Source organism: Microcoleus sp. S13_C3, from assembly GCF_036700905.1.
In the GTDB taxonomy this organism is placed as follows: Bacteria; Cyanobacteriota; Cyanobacteriia; order Cyanobacteriales; family Microcoleaceae; genus Microcoleus.
The window spans coordinates 59,877-80,053 of sequence record NZ_JAUBPT010000013.1; the positions used below are offsets into that span (position 1 = coordinate 59,877).

The following is a 20,177-nucleotide window of genomic DNA, read 5'->3' on the forward strand; positions in this document are numbered from 1 at the left end:
TGGTGTGGAACGGGCATCTTGCCCGTTGCTAATACTGAAAAATTCAATCTACAATTGATATGAACAGAATTGTTAAAATTGCTAAAACTTTGCTAGTTACCTACTACGCTTATATGCTCGAATATCGGGCGGAATTGTTTTTGTGGGCGCTGTCAGGAGCTTTGCCGTTTATCTTGATGGGTGTCTGGATGCAGGCGGCAGAAAATGGTCAATTTGGGCTGAATTCGATCGACTTTGCCCGTTACTTCCTAGCAGCTTTCATTGTCAGGCAAACAAATGTAGTTTGGGTGATTTGGGAGTTTGAAAAGGAAGTAGTGCAAGGCAGGCTATCTAATAGATTGTTGCAGCCTCTCGATCCCGTATGGCACCACTTCGCATCTCACGTTTCCGAAAGGTTTGCGAGGCTGCCGTTTGTATGCGGATTAGTGCTGCTGTTTTTTGCACTTTACCCGCAGGCTTTTTGGCTGCCGAGTTTGGGCAGGTTTTTGCTGTTTTTGTTGGTTATCGTCTTGGCTTTTTGTTTGCGGTTCTTGATACAGTATACCTTTGCGCTGTTTGCTTTTTGGTTGGAAAGGGCAAGTGCGATCGAGCAATTCTGGCTTTTAATTTACCTATTTTTATCGGGACTTATCGCGCCGCTACAAGTGTTTCCTGCATCCGTGCGCGAAGTAGTTTTATGGACGCCTTTTCCTTATTTGATTCATTTTCCCGCTTCTATCTTGATCGGATTGCCCGTAGATGTAGGCCGCGGTTTGTTGGTAATGTTGGGTTGGAGTGCGGTGTTTTTTGTGTGGAATCGCTGGCTTTGGCGGCAGGGCTTGAAGCAGTATTCGGGCATGGGCGCTTAAATAATAATTAAGAATTAGAAAACTGTAAGGTGCGTCACAGTAAAAATATTAATCGTTTTGTCAAAAAGACTTACTTGACGCACCCTACTTAACTGTGGAGTAAATCTAAAATCTAAAATCTAAAATCGACTAACGCACCCCACTTAACTGTGGAGTAAATCTAAAATCTAAAATCTAAAATCTAAAATCGGTCGATCGGTCGATCGCACACCTCATGCAAAAATGCAATCGGGAGTATTCGACAATTGCATAAATCTCCATTTTTTGTATATATAAGTACAAAAGTTTACAATAAACTCTTATATGAATAAACCCAACGACTGATAAACGGGATAAAAGAGATTCTAATGACAGCCAAAAAAAACCTCATTGTAATCGGCAATGGCATGGTAGGTCACAAGTTCCTGGAGTTAATGGTGAGCTCGGATGCTGCCAAACACTGGAATTTAATTACTTTTTGTGAAGAACCGCGCGTTGCTTACGATCGCGTAAATCTCAGCGGATTTTTCTCTGGCAAAACAGCAGGAGATTTATCTTTAGTTGCACCGGGATTTTATCACACAAATGACATAAAGCTTCACATTGGCGACAAAGCAGTCGCCATCAATCGGGAAAAAAAAATAGTTTCTTCAGCCAACGGTTTAGAAGTTCCCTACGACAAAATTGTTCTCGCGACCGGTTCCTATCCATTTGTGCCATCAATTAAAGGCAAAGACGCTACAGGAACTTTTGTTTACCGGACAATTGACGACCTGGAAGCGATGTCCGATTACGCTAAAAACTGCAAAACAGGCGTAGTGATTGGCGGCGGTTTGTTAGGTCTAGAATGTGCAAACGCGCTCCAAAATATGGGTCTAAAAACTCACGTTGTTGAGTTTGCCTCGCGGCTGATGCCCGTGCAAGTTGACGAAATTGGCGGGGCAATTCTCCGCAGCAAAATAGAAGAGTTGGGGGTTTCGGTTCACACCAGCAAATCTACCACAGAAATTGTCAGCGAAGATGGCAAAGTTAGTAAAATGCTGTTTGCTGACGGTTCGGAATTGGCAACAGATATGATTGTCTTTTCTGCTGGCATTCGCCCCCGCGACGAAATTGCCAGAAGTTGCGGTATAGAAGTAGGAGAACGCGGTGGCATTTTGATTAATGATAGCTGCCAAACCTCCGATCCAGACATTTATGCGATCGGAGAATGCGCCCTGTATCAAAATCGCATCTACGGCTTAGTTGCGCCTGGGTATACAATGGCAAGCGTAGCTGCAGATATTTTGAGCCGTGCAGCGGATGACGGGCAAGATGCCCGTCCCACAAGCACTTTTACAGGTGCGGATATGTCCACTAAACTCAAATTATTGGGGGTGGATGTCGCTAGTTTTGGAAATCCTTTTCCCAAGTCGGGCGATGCTAAAGAAATTGTTGTCGCTGACACCTTCCAAGGCATTTACAAAAAATTAGTTTTAAATCAAGACGGTAGCCGAATTTTAGGCGGAATTCTCGTAGGAGATGCTTCGGCTTACGGCACTTTGCTGCAATTCATGCAAAATGAAATTGCTCTGCCGCCGCATCCCGAAGATTTGTTAATGCCACCGCGAGAAGGGGGAACACCGGCCGGTTTCGGAGTAGACAGTTTGCCGGATTCTGCTCAAATTTGTTCTTGCAATAATGTTACCAAAGGGGAGATTTGTGCAGCGATTCGCGATTATAATTTAACCGATGTTGCCAGCGTCAAGAAATGCACTAAAGCTGGTACTGGCTGCGGCGGGTGCGTGCCTTTGGTGACGGATATCTTCAAGTCGGAGATGAAGAAAGCTGGGTTTGCAGTCAAAAATAATCTCTGCGAACATTTTGAATATTCTCGTCAAGAATTGTACCATTTAGTGCGTTCTCAAGAGATTAAAACCTTTGAGGAGTTGATTGAAAGACATGGCAAAGGTAAGGGCTGCGAAATTTGCAAGCCTGCTGTTGGTTCGATGCTGGCTTCTACTTGGAATGACCATATTTTAGAGAAGTCTCACGTCGGTTTGCAAGATACGAACGATTACTTTTTGGCAAACATTCAGCGCGACGGTACTTATTCGGTGGTACCGCGAATACCGGGGGGAGAAATTACGCCGGATAAGTTGATTGTTTTGGGTGAAGTTGCCAGGGATTTTGGGCTTTATACTAAGATTACTGGCGGGCAACGGATTGATTTGTTTGGAGCTCGTGTGGATCAATTGCCGCATATTTGGCGTCGGTTGATTGATGCGGGATTTGAGTCGGGACACGCTTACGGTAAGGCTCTGCGTACTGTAAAATCTTGTGTGGGTAGCACTTGGTGCCGCTTTGGGGTGCAGGATTCAACGAGTTTGGCGATCGAAGTTGAATTGCGGTATCGCGGTTTGCGATCGCCCCACAAGCTCAAATCTGCTGTCTCTGGTTGCACTCGCGAATGCGCGGAAGCTCAAAGCAAGGATTTTGGGATAATTGCGACGGAAAACGGTTGGAATTTGTACGTGTGTGGCAATGGCGGCATTAAGCCGCAGCACGCGGTTTTGCTGGCGACGGATATCGATAAGGAAACTTTGATTAAGTATATCGATCGATTCTTGGTTTTCTACATCCGCACGGCCGACAGATTGGAACGCACTGCTACTTGGTTGAACAAACTTGAGGGCGGGATTGAATACTTGAAACAGGTAATAATTGAGGATTCTCTGGGCATTTGTGCTGAATTAGAAGCGCAAATGGAACATTTAGTGAATACTTATCAATGTGAGTGGAAAACGACGATTGAAGACCCACAAAAGGTGCAGCGGTTCCAGCATTTTGTGAATTCCGATTTGCCCGATCCGAGTATTGTTCGTGTTGCGGAACGGGGACAAGCGCGGCCGGCTAACGAACATGAAAAGGCTCTGGCTGGAGTTTCGGAATAATCGATCACCCTGGCGCCCCCCTTAATAAGGGGGGGACAAGAATATTAATCTCGTTAATCTCGTTTAATCTCGTTCCCAGGCTCTGCCTGGGAATGAATTGCGGGAGGCTCTGCCTCCTTCCGCGAGGCGAGGCAGAGCCTCAAAACGCGAGGCAGAGCCTCGAAATCTACGTTCCCAGCCGGAGACTGGGAACGAGATTGAAGTAAATTAACAGGAAAAGAAAGCAGAGCCTCAAAACGCGAGGCAGAGCCTCGAAACCTACGCTCCCAGCCGGAGACTGGGAACGAGATTGGAATCAGGGGAGGGAGCAAGAATCTGGTTCCCAGGCTCTGCCTGGGAATGAATTGCGGGAGGCTCTGCCTCCTGCCGCGAGGCAAGGCAGAGCCTCAAAACGCGAGGCAGAGCCTCGAAACCTACGCTCCCAGCCGGAGACTGGGAACGAGATTGAAGTAAACTAACAGGAAAAGAAGATGGTTCAATCATTACAAGTTTCCGATACAGTAACAACTTGGGTAGATGTGTGTTCTCTGGATGCGATCGCCCCTTATACTGGAGTTTGCGCTTTAGTTAAAGGCGAACAAGTGGCGATTTTCCGAGTGGGAAACGGGGATGAAGTTTATGCGCTTAGCAATTACGACCCGTTTAGTAAAGCTTTTGTTTTGTCGCGGGGAATTGTGGGCGATCGCAACGGCACTCTCAAAGTTGCTTCTCCCATTTACAAGCAAAACTTTAGTCTCACTACCGGGCAATGTCTGGATGATGAAACGGTAAAGATTCCTACTTTTGCGGTTCGGGTTGTAGCCGATCGCGTCCAAGTAGCTGTTAGTTAGATTCAGCGGCTTAATTGTTCGAGCGCCATCCGCCACCACCTAACATTCCTGTGGGTGCTGGCGGATTTTGCATTGGGGCCCTCCCGACTCAGTATTTTTCGTATAAAATAGAGTCGATTGGTTCCATACTCCACGCTCGCTCAAAAAATCTCAACTAATATCCGAGCTGATGCGAGGATGGTCAATGCAAACAAACTTCAGCGGGCAGGGTATTGGTATGTTGTTAAAAAAACTTGTTTCCGAAAATAATCCCCAGACTGTAGCAGAGTTCATCCATGCCCAACTCAAAATCGGTCAACTGACTTGGGGCGAACTCAACATACAAGTTTTCGGCCAGCACTGGCGGGACGAATCTTTGCACGAAGTCCTCCGAGAAATTGCAGCTAAGCTCGACAAAGAAACAGCGAGCCAAATTATAGAATATCTCACAGATCAGAACGGTCAACAAGAAAAATTTATTAATTTGTTTTTAGCAGCGCAATGCTTGTTAAAAGTTAAAAATGATGTTAATAAAAAAACCGAAAAAAAACTGTTAAACGCTTTAAAAAAGTTATCGCAATACGGTACGGGTTTCCTGATTCTTTATCAAAGCGCTCAAGAATTGCAGGAAACTTATCAAATTCGTAATCGATCGATCGTGGCGATCGCCCAAACTTGGAAAAACGACCCGCAAACCCTGCCCTGGCTGAAAATACTCGCTCACTCCACCGACTGTGGCGAAGTCCGATCCACAGCAGTCGAAGCAATAGCCCGTGGTTGGCCAGACCAGCCAGAAATTTACCTGATGCTCAAAAAACTCGCCAAATCCGATCAAAGCTGGGCAGTGCGATCGACCTGTGTGCGAGAAATGGCTTGTGGTTGGCCAGACACGATCGATACCTTGCCACTGCTGACTACCTTGGCTCAGTCAGATCAAAGTCCCGCAGTCCGCACCGCAGCACTGGAACAGTTGGCCTCTAATTGGCCCGATCGCACAGATACCTTGCTGCTGCTGAGAACCGCCGCCGAATCCGACGAAAATTTGGGAGTGCGAGTCTGTGCGTGGCAAGAAATAGCCAGAGGTTGGCACAGCCTTTTAGGCACGGCCTCCCTGCTCAAAAACCTTGCCCAGACAGGAAGTTCTATCCTGCGAACCGTAGCGGTGCGGGAGTTGGCAGCGGGCTGGCCTGCTGCAGCCGACGTTTGCCTGCTGCTGAAAAGCCTAGCCGAATCCGACAGCAGCAAAGAAGTGCGGACAGCAGCCTTAGAAGAATTGGCCTCGCACTGGCCCGACGAACCAGACATTTACCCGCTGCTGAAGACTAAAGCCGAGTCCGACCAGAGTTCGAGCGTCCGGCGCTCAGCAGTGCAAGCAATTGCCTCTGGCTGGCCCGGGAACCCCGAAACTCTGACTTTTTTGAAAAATATAGCATTGGGCGATCGCGACGCCGACCTGCGCGAAATAGCCCTACAAGAGATAGCCGCAGGTTGGCCCGACCACCCAGAAACCCTGCCCCTGCTGCAAAAAATAGCTGATTCCGAGGATTACTGGACTGTGCGGCAAGTAGTAGTGGAGGCTGTCGCCACAGTGGCGTCAGGCAGTCTCGAAGTCTTTGGCTGGTTGCAAAATCTCGCCGCGTCAGACAGACACCTGAACGTGCGAGAAACTGCGGTGGAAGAGATCGCAAAACGCTGGTCTCACCGGGGCGAGACGCTGCCTTTCCTCAAAAGCCGGGTCGAGTTGGAGCATGATTCTCACCTGCTGAGCGTGCTGGTGCGGGCGATCGTGCGGGGGTGGCCCGACCACCCGGAAACCTTGCCTTGGGTGAAAATTGAGCTCGATTCTGGGGAAGCGCTGGTGCGGCAAGCGGTGGTGCTTGAACTAGCTTACAACTGGCCAGACAATCCTGAAACTTGGATGCTGCTGGAGGCTAAAGCAGAAGGCGATGAGAGTCCCGCTGTCAGGCAAATCGCTTTGCAAAAGTTAGCCCGGGCACGGACAAATCAGTCTCAAACTTTCGAGTGGCTCAAAATTAGAGCTCAAAAGGATGAAGATTCGCAGGTGCGGGCGATCGCCCTGGTAGAGTTAATGCGGGGATGGAAAGACGAGCCGGGAATGTTTGAGTTTTTGCGCGATCGAGCTTTGAGCGATCCTGACAATCAAAACGGTTCTTTTCCTTACAATCCCAGATTTACAGCGCTCGAAGCGATTATCGAACATTATCCCGAAAATCCGGGAGTTGTGCCGTTGTTGCGATCGCTTTCCGTTTCCGACGCAGAAGAGCAAGTGCGGGCCTTAGCGGGTCGCCGGCTACGCAGCCAAGACTGGTAAACCGAAATAATTCATGGTGGGGACAGCAACCAGAAAGTTATAGCGGTTCTCAAGCGTGGTGAGGTATGCCCTATGCCCACGGAGGCCTATGCCCTATGCCCATGAGTACCTCATCTTTCTGAGAAAGGCTATATAGCAATCCTAAATGATATCATGTCCGGTCGATTACCATTCATCAGGTAGGGGCGGGTTCACTAACAATATCTGCCAATAATTGACAATCTCAAAAACCCGCCCGGCCGGGATATTATGGTCAATAGATCGGACATGATATGAGTCGTAAAGTTTTTACCCCACCCAAACCCTCCCCGAACCCGCGGTTCGGGAGTAAGAAATTCACAAATGATTTAGGATTGCTATATCTGTAGGTTGCAATGTTTAAGTAAAATACTGATGGATATAGAGTAGGAGTTTCCACTATGCAGACACAATGGTATTTATGTGAGATAAAAAATTATTCTGACGCTCAAGGCAACCGTCTAAAAAAAACTGATAACTTATCCGTTCAGTATCCTAATATTTTTTGTTGGGATGGCACGGATGTTGAGGACAACAAAAAAGGTGAAGGATGTTGGTATGTAGGGCTACCCATAATTCCTCGTGTTGGTGATACTTTACAGTTTGCTGGTTGGCAAGTGGAAGTCTCTAAAGTTATCTTGATACCTGATTGGCATAGTAAAACAGGCATTAAAGAAGGAGTTTTTGTGTCAGCCCAAATCAGTATTCGTTAGGTTGTCTTGAAATGATTCAATATAAATCGAAAAGGTCTACCTTTACCAGTATCCGGACGACCGATATAGGTGCAGAGGAAGTGGAACACGAACCCTTTTTCTGCGAATACCAGGGAGAGCGCTCCTTGCACAGGTAGCGCTCTGTTACAATAAAATTAGTTAATCAGATTTAGTAATGAAGTACCCACTCCATACAGTTTCCAAACCAATCTCAGGTAGCGAAGTTCAGAAACTTGCCCATGCCCTTAAGAGTGGTGGTTATGTTGCCAATGAAGCTGCTTTAGCTTTAGCTAAACGGATCGCGGCTCGTCGCCATCGTCAGACAACTGCCAATGCCGCCAAGTAGTAAGTTTGCTGGAGTTGATTTTTCCGACCTGCCTGTCGAGCAGTTGACCTCCGCTCTTGCTATTTCTGGTCAGGGGTTTCGCTGTCTGCGCGGTGAGTTTGTCACCTACTGGCGACAAGGACGCATTCAGCGAGAGATTGACGCTCGTATTAGTCAATGCTGGATTTTACGCTGTGAAGACAGTTTGGCTGGTTACATCACCCTACTCGCAGATAAACTGGAAGTTGATGAATCAATCCTGCTTGACGAAGGCGTTCAGTATCGATCGTTTCCAGCCATCAAGATTGGTTTACTAGCGGTAGATAGACGTGCGAAAGGAGCAGGTCGCCGTCTAGTTGAATGGGCAGTAGAGTACGTTGCAGCGGAAGTTTCACCTACGGTTGGTGTGCGCTTTATGACCGTTGACGCACTTTACGACCCGGATACTACTCCTCCCTATGACGCATCTGGCTTTTACGAGAAGTTTGGTTTTCAATTTGCCGATCCTAATGAGTCCTTACCACCATCTGTGCCTTATCGCACAATGTATCTGGATCTCAAGCCATTGATCGATTTGTTGAGTATCCAAGATATGGAACCAACCAAAGATTAACTGGTTGTGAAACTGCTGCCTAATTTTACTGTTAAACTAGGAGATTATTTATGGATTATCAAGACCAACTCCTTGAGAAGCAAGATGGGCGCTATTACGCAATTGATAAGGTTGGGACGGGGCTTGATTCAATTGCTACCGAAGAGCTACTTAAAGAAAATGTAGTCTCCTTCGGCCTGCCATCCGGCCCAGCATTATTCCTTCATCTTGCATACCGAGCATATGTGAAGATTAAGGATGTTGAACCTTTAAGTTTTTTTGACCATCACGATCAAGGAATTTGGCCAGACGATCAAGGTCTGCTTTTTGATTTTTTTGAAAATTTCATTTCGCATTCAGTCTACTCTTTTACCGCAGTCGAAGCATTTGCTAATGAGTCCATTCCAGAGAACTTTAAGTATGTTTTTAGAGTTGAAAAGACAGGAGAGGAGCGAAGTTACGATAAAAATGAAATCGATAGAAAAGTGAATTTAGATGAAAAGTCAGATAAAGTTCTTCCCAAAATATACTCTGTTCTCAGCCCAAAAGGTAAGAAAGTTTGGGAACACTACATAGAGATGAAAAGAGTGCGAGATCGGATCATCCATCTCAAATCCATTGACCAAAAGGCATCAGGTATAAAAGATGAGACAATTTGGGGAACTATGCTCAGAATGCATGATAAACCTCTTTGCAGTTTCGCATATGAAGTAATTGGCTATTTTGAACCAGCTTCAAATCGAAGATGGTATAAAAAGTACCCTTATGACCAAGCCTAACAAACCAAATACACCGGAACTTAGTTGCAGAGTCGAGTTTGAGTTATCAAGTTACTGATCTCCAGTGAGTGGAAAGGTTTAGTTGCTAAATCATATTTTTAGGGGTGACGTTTTTTATGAAAGTAAATATTGTCTAGAAGCGAGTGCAAATAAATATTTTCTGTGCTTCGGCTCATGTGTTTAAGACGAAGTGTTTGTCGGACTTGATTAAGAAGATTTATAGGAATCAGTAGACATCTCCAACAATTCTTGTGGGACAGGCATCGAATCCTCCCGGGAGTGGCTTTTAACTTCTATGTCTATTCATTCCCACAAAAGGGCGATCGCAAACCGCACCGCTTCCCCCATCATCGAACAGCCAACGCGATCGGACGGCGTTTTCTCCCACCTGAGCAACTGTTCCGGAAAAGCCGAGTCTTGCTTGGCCCGCTACACGAGGCTTTCCGTTTCCGACGCAGAAGAGCAAGTGCGGGCCTTAGCGGGTCGCCGGCTACGCAGCCCAGACTGGTAAGTAGAAACAATCCTTTAGACACCTTGGAAAATTCATCATGCCTGCTCTTCTTTCTGGAGTTTGATGAGGCTCCAACTTTAGGCGTTTAGGCATAACTTGTCTTCGTTGCACTCTTAACATTCTTTCAGTATATCATTCCGGCGCAGCCGGAAGAGATATTAACAGTTAACACTGGGACTAACTCAAATGAGTGACACTCAAATGAGTGACACTCGAAAAAGTGACTGTGCATCCACAAATTCCACCAGTTATACCTGAAATATCAAAGACAAAAACTTAAATGTTGAGAGGAACCACCTTATGTATACCGAAGAAAGAAGCTTGAACAATGAAACTATGGCTCTCGTCGCCGATACTACTTCTCAATCAACTCTTGCATTTGCTGCAACCACTGGAGTAAACAAACCCACTTTACAAATGGGTTCAACAGGTCAAGCTGTCAAGGAACTACAACAGCTTCTATATCATTGGGCATATTATTTTGGCGCCATTGACGGTATCTTCGGTGTCCAAGTTCAAAACGCCGTCAAAGGCTATCAACACCGCGTCTTTTTACAAGAAGATGGGATTGTCGGCCCTATCACTTGGCAAGCACTATACTCTGGTGCACCTGTGAATATGCCGATCGTCATGAAGGGCAGTTCTGGTAATGCTGTTAAAATTGTTCAGAATGTCTTGAAAATCAATGGATACTATTTCGGTTCGAGTGACGGATTCTTCGGGGCGATGACAGATGTAGCAGTGCGACAATTGCAACTGGGCAAGGCTTTACCGCAAGATGGAATTGTCGGCTACAAAACTTGGCACGCCCTCAGCAAGTTACCGCATTAATGCCTGGTTGGATTAATATCAATTCCTGTTGCAGTCCTCGAAATAATTGTTGACTGTTGACTGTTGATTAGGGGTTGAAAAACTGAATTGTTGACTGTTGACTGTTGACTCGATCTTATTATGCCGATGCAGCCGGAAACCATATCATGACGTAGGGTGTTGGTATTTTGAGGCTGTATGAGTTTGTTTCATCGAGCTTGACACTTTAAGCAATATCTAAAGGAGTAAATGTGATGGGTACTAAATTCAAGAGAAGAATTCTCTCAATTGATGGTGGTGGTATTCGGGGTATTATTCCTGCGATCGTTCTGAACTACATTGAAGAGCGCACCGGAAAACGCATAGCAACAATGTTTGATTTTATTGCAGGCACTTCAACAGGAGGAATTTTAGCACTGGGTTTAACTAGAAAGAACTCAGACTCTAGCATCAATCATGAGCCAGAGTATACCGCGGCCGAACTTGTAAATTTCTATCGCCAATATGGAGAAAAGGTTTTTAATCAGAATATTCCACTATCTTTTGATGATTTACTACAACCCAAGCACAACCCACAAGGTAAGCAAGCAGTTTTAAAGGCTCTTCTAGGTGAAGCTAAGGTTGAAGAGGCATTACGAGAAATTTTCATCACGAGCTATGATATCGAACTGAGAGCACCGATTTTTTTTACAAACAATCCGAAGGCAGAGGAAACCGAGAATTTTGATAGCCGCAAAGTATGTAGCGGATTCAAAATGTTTGAGGCAGCAATGGCAACTTCTGCTGCACCGACATTCTTTCCACCCTACCAACTCGAAACGGGACATCGTACAGATGAGGGATATTACGCTTTGGTAGACGGCGGAATTTTTGCAAATAATCCTTCCTCACTTGCAATGATGGAGGCGATGATTTCTTACAAGAGAAAGACTGAGGAAGAACTACACCGTAAGGATACCCTTGTTGTTTCTTTGGGGACTGGCTCACTAACTAAGAAATATAAGTATAGAGACGTGAAAAATTGGGGACAAATCAAATGGGCACTTCCCTTACTTAACGTTGTTTTCGATGGTCAAAGCGAATCTGTTGCCTATCAGCTCGCTCAGCTAATGGTGACTAAAGGAGACAAAGAAAATAACCGAAACTACTATCGTTTTCAACTTCAATTGAGTAGCGATAATGGTCACGATCAAATGGACAATGCAAGTCCCAGTAATATTGAGTACCTAGAGAAGCGAGGTGAAAAACTGATTGAACACAGTAAGAGAGATTTAGATGATTTGTGTAACCTGTTGAAGGAGGACACTGAACTATATTCTAATTAACCGCAGCGTTAAATCGATCTCTGGTTGGAGGATTTTTAATGGGGTAAGATTGTGTGTGTATTCATTCCCACAACAGGGCATCCCAAACCGCACCGCTTCCCCCATTACCGAAGAGCGATCGCAATCCGAAGCTCTTTTATCCCACCAAAGCAAATGTTCCCGAAAATTCGGGAGTTGTGCCAATGTTGCGATCGCTTGCAGTTTCCGACGCCTACGAACAAGTCCGGGCCTTAGCGGGCAGCAGGCTGCACAGCCAAGATTGGTAAACAAAAACAATACCCCAGTTTCTCCAACAGTCCTCGACGCAAAGCCTCTGCACAAGCCCGTGAAATGTAGGGGCAATCCCCCGTGGTTCCCCCGTCTGTGGTGATGTTGCGTCCAGGATTTTCCAAGAAACCGGAGTTCAAGAAATTTCCCAACAGTTCTTAATTATGTCTCACGAACTTCCGAGGTAATTCCTTCAGCTTTTGCTGTTGCCGTCAGAAATTCCAAAAGTTGGTCAGGAGTTAAGTTTGGATTAGCCTGAAGCATTAGAGCAACTACACCTGCAACATAGGGAGCAGCCATAGACGTTCCGTTCAATATGCTATAACCATCTACGTTTCCCGCCGTAATCGGAACTGTAGATAAGACTTCATAGCCCGGAGCAACCACAAAATTGGTTGTTATCGAACCAGCAGGATTGGAAAAAATTGTTACCTGTTTACCTGGAGTTGTTACTGCTCCGACAGCTACTCCCAAATTGTCGAAAGCATAAAATGCTGGAAAACTTGGTTCGCTTGGGTTGAGTTTATCCCTGTCATTTCCCGCTGCCATTACCACAAAAACTCCGCGTTGCTTGGCATATTCTAGCGCTTCTCGCACTTTGGGATAGGCAAACAGGTTACCGAAACTCATGTTAATAACATTTGCGCCATTGTTTACCGCATAGTAAATGCCAGCAGCGACATTAGCAGAATTTGAACGTCCCAATACCCTAATTGGTATAATCTGAGCATCATAAGCAACCCCATTCATTTCGTAGCTTTTATTGGGAGAATTGATGTCAATTCCATTTCTTTTCGCCCCAATAATTCCTGCTACATGAGTTCCGTGCAACCCACGCTGATCATTTGAATCTGGGGAGGGATTGGCATCGCCATCCACAAAATCCCACCCATTTACATCATCACTAACTCCATTGAGATCGTCATCAATACCATTCCCCGGAATTTCATTAGGATTCCGCCAGATATTGCTCGTTAAATCGGGATGACTCAAGTCAACGCCACTATCGAGTACCGCAACCACAACACCTTTACCCGTGTATCCTGCTTTCCAGGCTGGGGCAACATTTAGCAGGTTTAAGTCCCCTATATTATTGAACTTAGCTGCACTGGTGAGCGGGTCAGCAGCATCCAACTGCTGTTTATCAGTGGCAGCCGCAACGGCCGCTGCTGCATCCACCAGCCCGTAGCCAAACAAGCTGTTGAACTTATCTGTTGCTGGTGCAGCTAAAATGCTCAGGTTGTAGGGCGTGTAGCCTGCAAAACGATTGACTCCGAGAAAATAACTACCTGCTGACAACCCTCTAAATAAAATTTCCTCTGGATTGTTGCCTTGTTGTTGAGGAACGCCAAGAATTTCACCAAAATCAACCTTGTTGTTGTTGTTAACATCCTGAAACAGCACTAAATCCGCATCAGCATCTGGATACATTCCCCGCAAGTTGACTTGAAGGTCGCTGGGCTGTGGGAGATCAAATTTGTAAAGTTGCACAGGTTGTTTTTCCTCAACAACGCCGTCCAATGAACCCTTGACTCCGCTGCTGAATGTGCCAATAGGAATAGCTTGGTTCAGCAAGATTGGATTGACAGTTATCTCCAGCTTGTAGCTGGTGTTAGCTCGCCGTACACCCTGTTGAACGGAGACAAAGTATCTGCTGGGTACAAGAAAGCGACTTTCAATTACTTCTTCCACGCTTCCAAAATTTTGGGAGGCAGAGAATTCCTCTCCAATCGAGCTACCATCGCCATTGGCATCCCTTGCGATAAATAAATCAGCGTCCGCACTCAAATCTTTGAGTTTCAATTTAATACTGCTGAGTGTGTCAGTGGTGAAAGTGTAAATATCTTGGAAGTCGTCTTCACCTACGAAACCCAAAATAGGATTGCTCAGGGAATCGAGATTTATTGGCCTGTTAAAGTTGTCATCTAAGACGAAATCGGCAGGGGCAAAACGATTCTGGAGTTGCTCTGGCGAAACGTCCGCCACCTGTCCCAAGATCCTGTTATTAGCTTGAATCCTAATTAAAGTTCCCCCTGCCGAGGGTTCTAGATTTAGGTCAGCTTCGCTGAGATTGTCAGTTAATCCAATGCCGTCAAATCTAGGGTCGAAGTCAGCGATCCAATCTACTGCTGCTGCATTTAGATCGGTTCGGAGTACAAACCCATCATTGCCACTACCACCAACTAGCGTGTCTCCATCCAAGTCGCCAGCCAAAATGTCATCGCCCTCATCACCTCTAAGTAGGTCGCTGCCTTGACCGCCGCGCAGCAAGTCATTTCCTTGACCTCCGATGAGGGCATCGTTACCGACCTCCCCGAACAGCCAATCCTCACCGCCACCGCCATCGATCAATTCTGGAGAGGCCGAACCAATCACAATATCATTACCTTCTAAAGCCCGCAGTCCTCTGGTGAAGGGATTTAAAAGTCCAGGGGTTAGCCTGAAGTAATCAGAATTGGGAGTTAGATCGAAAAAGTTACCGTCATTGCTGGAACTATTCACAACTAGATGCTCCTGGTCAGATTAAAAATATATTTTAATAATGAGAAAAAAATAATCATGAAATTGCAACGTTTTTTAACAATACAGGAGTTACCCAACTGGCACACTAAAATCAAATTTTAGGGTGGGTCAGATGAATTGCTGGAACGGTTATTGAGGGTTTCGATATCTGAGGCACCTTACTAATTATGATAATGGCGTCAGTCCTGCAATAGTCAAAGAAGATTATGTTCCTCTTCCTGGCTCGATCGAGCTTGCGATCGCCAGCCTGGTGATTTCTGAACTAGGGAATATGTTGTCAATACAACAGAATGTATAGGAGCTAACACCAACGCGTTGCTTAATCAAGGTATCAAAAAAATCAGTTAAAAATCCCGAAGCTTGGTATGTAATGGTTTATACGAGTTGCATATTTAGCCTTTCATACCGTAAATCAGCAAGTCCCAGAAACCGTGCGAACATCTCCCGTACCGATCGCACATATCGATTTATTCCGATAAAAGGCCGATCGCATACCGCACCGCTTCCCCCATCATCGAACCGCGAACGCGATCGGACGCCGTTTTCTCCCACGCGAGCAACTGTTCCCGAAACACCGGATCTTGCTTCGCCCGCTGCACGATCGCCTGACTGATGACTTTCTTTTGAATCTGCTCTGTCGGGATACCTTGCTGCTTCAAATAATCCAACAGTCGCTGCACGCTTTCGGAGAATTTATCCGGCGTCTGAGACATCAAAATAAACGAAATTTGGCGCACCATTCGCTGGTATATTTCCTGTCTTCTGAGCAACGCTTCCTTGTTACTCGGCTCCGCATTGTTACTAGGAACTGCCAAGTCGAGCAAACCCAAAATTTCAGCGCCCTTGGCTAAAACCTTTTCCAACATATCTGGATAAAGCTCCAAAATGCGATCGCCCAAAATCTTGCCGTTCACCAAACGGTTCGCGCTCAGCCGCAGTAAACTTTGTTCTCCCGCAGAATCAAAAAATTGAACGTTGAATTTGAGTTCGTGGCTTTCCAACTCCACCCGACGCAGCGTAAAAACCAAAGCCTCCCAATTAGGAGATTCATCAAAACACACCTTCACAATAGAACTGTCCTCTTGATGCTGCCGCCCCAATTCCCCCGACTCAAAATCGCGATCGACCGGAAAGCGATTTGCCGCAACTTTCGCAGTATAATCAAACCCAGTAAAAACATAGCTGCAGTCAACTCTCGACAGATCGACATCTTGAACTTGCCAATTTTGAATGCAGCAACCCGTAAGCTGCGCCCCCTCCAAATTCGTCCGAATCAAACGGCACTCAATCAAACAAGCTTCTCTTAAATCCGCCTCACCCAACATCGCATCCATCAAATAAGCGCCGCTCAAATCAGCTTTCCGCAAATCCGCACTTCGCAAATTAGCTTCGCTCAAATCGGCCCGCAGCAAATACACTCCTTGCAGGTTAGCTCGCAGCAAAAGTGCCTTCTTAAAAGTCGCTTTCAATAAATAAGAACCTGCCAGATTAGCTCGACTCAAATCCGCGTTATCCAGCACCGCCTCAGTTAAATCCGCCCCCGCCAGCACAGCTCGGTGCAAGTCAGCGCCCGTCAGATTTGCCGATCGCATTTGAGCGCCATTCAAGTCAGCTTCAATCAAATTTACACCGCTCAAAATTGCCGATCGCAAATTCGCTTCCACCAAATGCGCTTCCCGCAAATTAGCGCCCGTTAAATTAGCACCAACAAGACTGGCGCGGTTGAGATTCGCCTCCATCAATTCCGCCGCCATCAACTTCGCGCCGTCGAGTTTAGCCCCAGCCAAATTAATTTGGTCAGATTTAACTCCTTGAAGATTAGCACCGCCCAAATCCGCTTCGGGGAACGTGGCCCAATTGAGTTCTGCGGCTTCCAAACAAGCAAGGCGCAAATCCGCTTTAGCAAGATTTGCCCCGCTCAAATTTGCCCCGCTCAGATTCGCCCCAGCTAGCCCTGCACTGCGGAGATCCGCGCGCCGCAAACAAGCCCCTATCAACTTGGCATTGCTCAAAAAAGACCAGCTTAAATTAGCACCGGTCAAGTTAGCACCAGTGAGGTCTATTTCTCGCAGGTTAACACCGCTTAAATTAGCGCCGCTGAGGTCAATGTGACCAAAGTTGCGCTCTCCCTGTTGATAGCGCTGTAAAAATTCTTGTGTTTGCATTCCGCAGATTGGGGGGCTGGCAATTTAGCTGTTTTAGGACGCGCGGGTCAATCGATTTTAGATTTTAGATTTTAGATTTTAGATTAAAGCATTGACCCCACAGATAAATTCGGGGGGCAAGTTTCATCGGATACAGGTTTTTTATTTCTGGACGGATGAATCCGGGGGCTTGTATCCTGGATGCTTACGGTCAATAACTTGAACTGTAAGGTACGCACGGAACACGAGCGGGCTAAGCACGGGAACACTACTCCTATTACTTACTGCAATAACTCCTGTCCTCCGGGTGATCCGTGCGTACTTTACCCCTATAGATGGCAGTTCAAAGGATTTGTTGCCTAAGTTCTATTTCTACTACCAGTTTTACAGACTTTTGTAATTTCAAGTAGCCGAGTTCCTATCTGATACGCTGCCCCGCCGGAGAGTGTTTTTACCTAAAGCGCTGCAATTCTTGCTGCAAGTGTTTTCCCCATTTAGTCGCTAGAGGAATTTCTGTAAAAGGAACCTGCACCGCAGCAGCATTTTTCAGCAAAAATTCGAGGGCGATTGGACTTCCAGAATTCGGCGGTGAGTCTAAATCAACTGCCTGAGAGTTCACTAACAACCGCAGCGACTGCACGTCTTTTAAAGAAAAAGTTTGCAAATTCACAGGCCCGCTGCGAGTAGGTTTTCCCCAAGTTAAACTGTCTTCTTGCTGACCAAGTACAGCATAAATATCGTACTTGGCTTTAGCGAATTGTTCGGCCCAGACGCGATACGCTTCCAGCTTTTGATACTCGTTCCATCCAGCCCAAGCTAGCCCAATAAAAATTGCCAGCAGCGGCAGCCACATTAAACCTCTTTCCATGCAATACCCTTGTTGAAAATACTCGCTTGTTCTGTTTCTCATCTTCTCTAATGATACAATTAATTGAACTCCTAAAACTTGCTCTGCAATTTCAACTAGAAATTAGAGCAATTTTTGATCTAGCAACAGCCACCGCCGAAAACTACCAAACGCCCGCGTGCGAGAACCCCACAAGTCGCAGCAAGGAAAACTGGCGCTGGCGGTGAAAAGTGGGTTATTGTGGTGAACACGCCTTCCCTAAACGGACGATCGGCAATGAAAAAGTTTTTCCTTCTGTGCTTATTTTTAATCGGTCTCGGCTGGGCGATTTCTAATTTCCCAGGACTTTCTACTCAAGGCACTTACGACTCGATTGTGCTGGATTTCCGCGAAGATGTCGGTAATGCCAACATCGCCAAGCAAGTAGAGGCGATCGCCCAACAGTACAAAGTCGCACCGCAACTCAACAGCGAATTCTCAGCGGGGGACAATGTATATGTAGTTAAGGGCGATCGCACTTTGCTAAACGCCCTGAGAAAATCAAATTTGGCTAAAGATACCGAATACATTGAACCGAACTTTGTCTACAGCGCTTTCGAGATTCCCAACGACCCCATGTATACCAAGCAGTGGAATCTCCGCAGCATCAATGTAGAATCTGCCTGGAACGAAACCAAAGGCAGCGGCACAACAGTAGCGATAATTGACACGGGTATTACTCCAGTCGCTGACTTAAAAGAAACCAAATTTGTACCTGGCTACGACTTTGTAAACGATCGCGCCCAAGCCTACGATGACAACGGCCACGGTACTCACGTCGCAGGTACTGTCGCCCAATCAACTAACAACAATTACGGCGTTGCGGGCATCGCCTACGAAGCAGCTTTAATGCCGCTGAAAGTCTTAAGCGGCAGCGGCGGTGGTACGGTTTCCGACATTGCCGAAGCAATTAAATTTGCTGCTGACAACGGCGCCGACGTGATTAACATGAGTCTCGGCGGCGGTGGCGAAAGTCAGTTAATGGAAGAGGCGATCGACTACGCCCACTCTAAAGGCGTTGTCATCATCGCAGCAGCAGGCAACTCCGGCGACAGTTCCGCTTCCTATCCCGCCCGCTATCCCCACGTCATTGGCGTTTCCGCCCTCGGCCCCGACGAGGAAAAAGCCTCTTACTCCAATTTCGGCGCAGGGGTTGACATTGCAGCCCCCGGCGGTTCTGAAATGGGCAAAATCCTGCAAAGTACGATCGACCCGGAAACCGGCGCCGAAGTCTTTGAAGGCTACCAAGGCACTAGCATGGCTTCTCCTCACGTTGCAGCCGTTGCAGCCCTTGTCAAGGCCTCCGGTATCACAGAACCAGACGAAATTCGCAGTGTACTCTTGCAGTCCTCGCGAACTGTCACTGAAGATCCGTTAAACCATTTTGGTTCAGGACACCTAGACGCAGCCGCAGCAGTTCAGCTAGCCCAGCGCGGACAAATCAACTTCCGCGATTTCTTCCGCTGGCTGCGCGATAACGGGTATCTCAACCCCCGCTTTTGGATTGACGGCGGTGCAGTCGCCCTGTTGCCTAAAATTGCAATGGTGCTCGGTTCTTACCTGCTGGCTTTCTTTTTGCGGAATTATTTTCCGTTCCAGTGGACTTGGGGCTTTTCCGGCGGCTTGATGGCTGGTAGTTCTGGGTTCTTTTTCCTGCGGAACTTGTTTGTATTCGACTTGCCGCAGTGGCCGCTGCGGGTGATGGGCAGTTCTATTCCCGAACTCGGCGGCGCAATTAATGGCAGCAGTATGCTGAATCCGTTGTTTGCTAGCGTTTTGATTCCTGGGATTTTGATTGCTGTGCTGTTGGGACATCAACAGTGGAAGTGGATCGCGATCGCAATTTCGATCGGTTGTGCCAGCGGTTTAGCGGTGAATGCTTTTGTGTCTCCCGCAGTCTGGGGATTGGGCACAGGTTTGGTAGCACAAACATTCTTGATTGTCAATGCTTTTCTGTGTTTCGGACTGGCGCGTTTAGCAATTAAAACAGAGGTGCGATCGGCATGAGTATTACTGTCAAAGGTGAAATTGAACGCAAAGGATTAGGCCCTGGCACTTGGGCTTTGGTTGGCCAAGATGGGGAAACTTACGAACTTAAGGATGCTCCTTCTGACTTGAAAAAAGCTGGTTTGAAAGTCAGTGTTAAAGGTGAAGTCCGCAAGGATGTGATGACTTTTGCTATGATCGGCCCGGTGCTTGAGGTGCAGTCTTTTGATGTGTTGTAGGTCGATCGACTAATCCAGCTTTCGAGAAAAAAAAACCCCGGCCAAAATTGGCTGGGGTTTATTAATCAGGGTGCATCTTTATTTACTGTAGTTTAGACTAGCCAAAGATGAGAACGGTGGCAAAAGAAGAACTAGAGCCACCGCGCCGGGAGAGAATG

At 46.6% G+C, this 20,177-nt stretch carries 18 protein-coding genes; 15 read left to right on the forward strand and 3 right to left on the reverse strand.

Annotated elements, in window-relative coordinates:
• Window positions 1-59: 59 nt before the first annotated feature.
• The 12 genes from QUA16_RS06030 to QUA16_RS06085 all read left to right on the forward strand — a co-directional run bounded on the left by QUA16_RS06030 (window position 60) and on the right by QUA16_RS06085 (window position 12,240).
• On the forward strand, window positions 60-848 hold the full coding sequence (locus QUA16_RS06030; protein ID WP_333107627.1) for an ABC-2 family transporter protein: 789 nt from the start codon (window positions 60-62) through the stop codon (window positions 846-848).
• 347 nt (window positions 849-1,195) lie between these two features.
• Window positions 1,196-3,760 (forward strand): nitrite reductase large subunit NirB, encoded by a 2,565-nt coding sequence (nirB, locus tag QUA16_RS06035; protein ID WP_333107628.1) that lies wholly within the window; start codon window positions 1,196-1,198, stop codon window positions 3,758-3,760.
• Window positions 3,761-4,230: 470 nt separating this feature from the next.
• Complete coding sequence (gene nirD / locus QUA16_RS06040) at window positions 4,231-4,590, forward strand: nitrite reductase small subunit NirD (RefSeq protein ID WP_333057424.1); 360 nt, start codon at window positions 4,231-4,233, stop codon at window positions 4,588-4,590.
• A gap of 184 nt (window positions 4,591-4,774) precedes the next feature.
• Window positions 4,775-6,901, forward strand: a complete 2,127-nt coding sequence (locus QUA16_RS06045) for a HEAT repeat domain-containing protein (protein WP_333107629.1) — start codon at window positions 4,775-4,777, stop codon at window positions 6,899-6,901.
• A 419-nt stretch (window positions 6,902-7,320) separates the two neighbouring features.
• Window positions 7,321-7,632 (forward strand): hypothetical protein, encoded by a 312-nt coding sequence (locus QUA16_RS06050; protein ID WP_333107630.1) that lies wholly within the window; start codon window positions 7,321-7,323, stop codon window positions 7,630-7,632.
• Window positions 7,633-7,807: 175 nt separating this feature from the next.
• The gene (locus QUA16_RS06055; RefSeq protein WP_333107631.1) at window positions 7,808-7,978 is read left to right on the forward strand and encodes a hypothetical protein; all 171 of its coding nucleotides are present in this window, start codon (window positions 7,808-7,810) and stop codon (window positions 7,976-7,978) included.
• A complete protein-coding gene (locus tag QUA16_RS06060) occupies window positions 7,965-8,570 on the forward strand; it encodes a hypothetical protein (RefSeq protein WP_333107632.1) in 606 nt (201 codons plus the stop codon). Before QUA16_RS06055 ends, QUA16_RS06060 begins: the two co-directional genes overlap by 14 nt.
• Window positions 8,571-8,620: 50 nt before the next feature.
• Window positions 8,621-9,328: a hypothetical protein gene (locus tag QUA16_RS06065; RefSeq protein WP_333107633.1), complete on the forward strand. Its 708-nt coding sequence runs from the start codon at window positions 8,621-8,623 to the stop codon at window positions 9,326-9,328.
• A 295-nt stretch (window positions 9,329-9,623) separates the two neighbouring features.
• Window positions 9,624-9,839, forward strand: coding sequence for a hypothetical protein (locus QUA16_RS06070; RefSeq protein WP_333107634.1), 216 nt, complete (start codon window positions 9,624-9,626; stop codon window positions 9,837-9,839).
• Between the two features lie 300 nt (window positions 9,840-10,139).
• Window positions 10,140-10,670: a peptidoglycan-binding protein gene (locus QUA16_RS06075; protein ID WP_333107635.1), complete on the forward strand. Its 531-nt coding sequence runs from the start codon at window positions 10,140-10,142 to the stop codon at window positions 10,668-10,670.
• A 233-nt stretch (window positions 10,671-10,903) separates the two neighbouring features.
• On the forward strand, window positions 10,904-11,974 hold the full coding sequence (locus QUA16_RS06080; RefSeq protein WP_333107636.1) for a patatin-like phospholipase family protein: 1,071 nt from the start codon (window positions 10,904-10,906) through the stop codon (window positions 11,972-11,974).
• Between the two features lie 53 nt (window positions 11,975-12,027).
• Window positions 12,028-12,240, forward strand: a complete 213-nt coding sequence (locus tag QUA16_RS06085; protein WP_333107637.1) for a hypothetical protein — start codon at window positions 12,028-12,030, stop codon at window positions 12,238-12,240.
• 163 nt (window positions 12,241-12,403) lie between these two features.
• On the opposite strand, the gene QUA16_RS06090 is transcribed toward QUA16_RS06085, so the two are convergent.
• From QUA16_RS06090 to QUA16_RS06100, 3 genes are all read right to left on the reverse strand, one after another.
• Window positions 12,404-14,743: a S8 family serine peptidase gene (locus QUA16_RS06090; RefSeq protein ID WP_333107638.1), complete on the reverse strand. Its 2,340-nt coding sequence runs from the start codon at window positions 14,741-14,743 to the stop codon at window positions 12,404-12,406.
• Window positions 14,744-15,231: 488 nt separating this feature from the next.
• On the reverse strand, window positions 15,232-16,929 hold the full coding sequence (locus tag QUA16_RS06095) for a pentapeptide repeat-containing protein (RefSeq protein ID WP_333107639.1): 1,698 nt from the start codon (window positions 16,927-16,929) through the stop codon (window positions 15,232-15,234).
• A gap of 430 nt (window positions 16,930-17,359) precedes the next feature.
• Window positions 17,360-17,776, reverse strand: coding sequence for a hypothetical protein (locus QUA16_RS06100; RefSeq protein ID WP_333107642.1), 417 nt, complete (start codon window positions 17,774-17,776; stop codon window positions 17,360-17,362).
• Between the two features lie 50 nt (window positions 17,777-17,826).
• On the opposite strand from QUA16_RS06100, the gene QUA16_RS06105 reads away from it, so the two are divergent.
• The 3 genes from QUA16_RS06105 to QUA16_RS06115 are packed head-to-tail and all read left to right on the forward strand — an operon-like array spanning window position 17,827 to window position 20,019.
• Window positions 17,827-17,982, forward strand: coding sequence for a hypothetical protein (locus QUA16_RS06105; RefSeq protein ID WP_333107640.1), 156 nt, complete (start codon window positions 17,827-17,829; stop codon window positions 17,980-17,982).
• A 49-nt stretch (window positions 17,983-18,031) separates the two neighbouring features.
• The gene (locus QUA16_RS06110; protein ID WP_333107643.1) at window positions 18,032-19,801 is read left to right on the forward strand and encodes a S8 family peptidase; all 1,770 of its coding nucleotides are present in this window, start codon (window positions 18,032-18,034) and stop codon (window positions 19,799-19,801) included.
• Window positions 19,798-20,019, forward strand: coding sequence for a hypothetical protein (locus QUA16_RS06115; protein ID WP_333107641.1), 222 nt, complete (start codon window positions 19,798-19,800; stop codon window positions 20,017-20,019). The genes QUA16_RS06110 and QUA16_RS06115 overlap by 4 nt, the downstream gene beginning before the upstream one ends.
• Window positions 20,020-20,177: the final 158 nt, after the last annotated feature.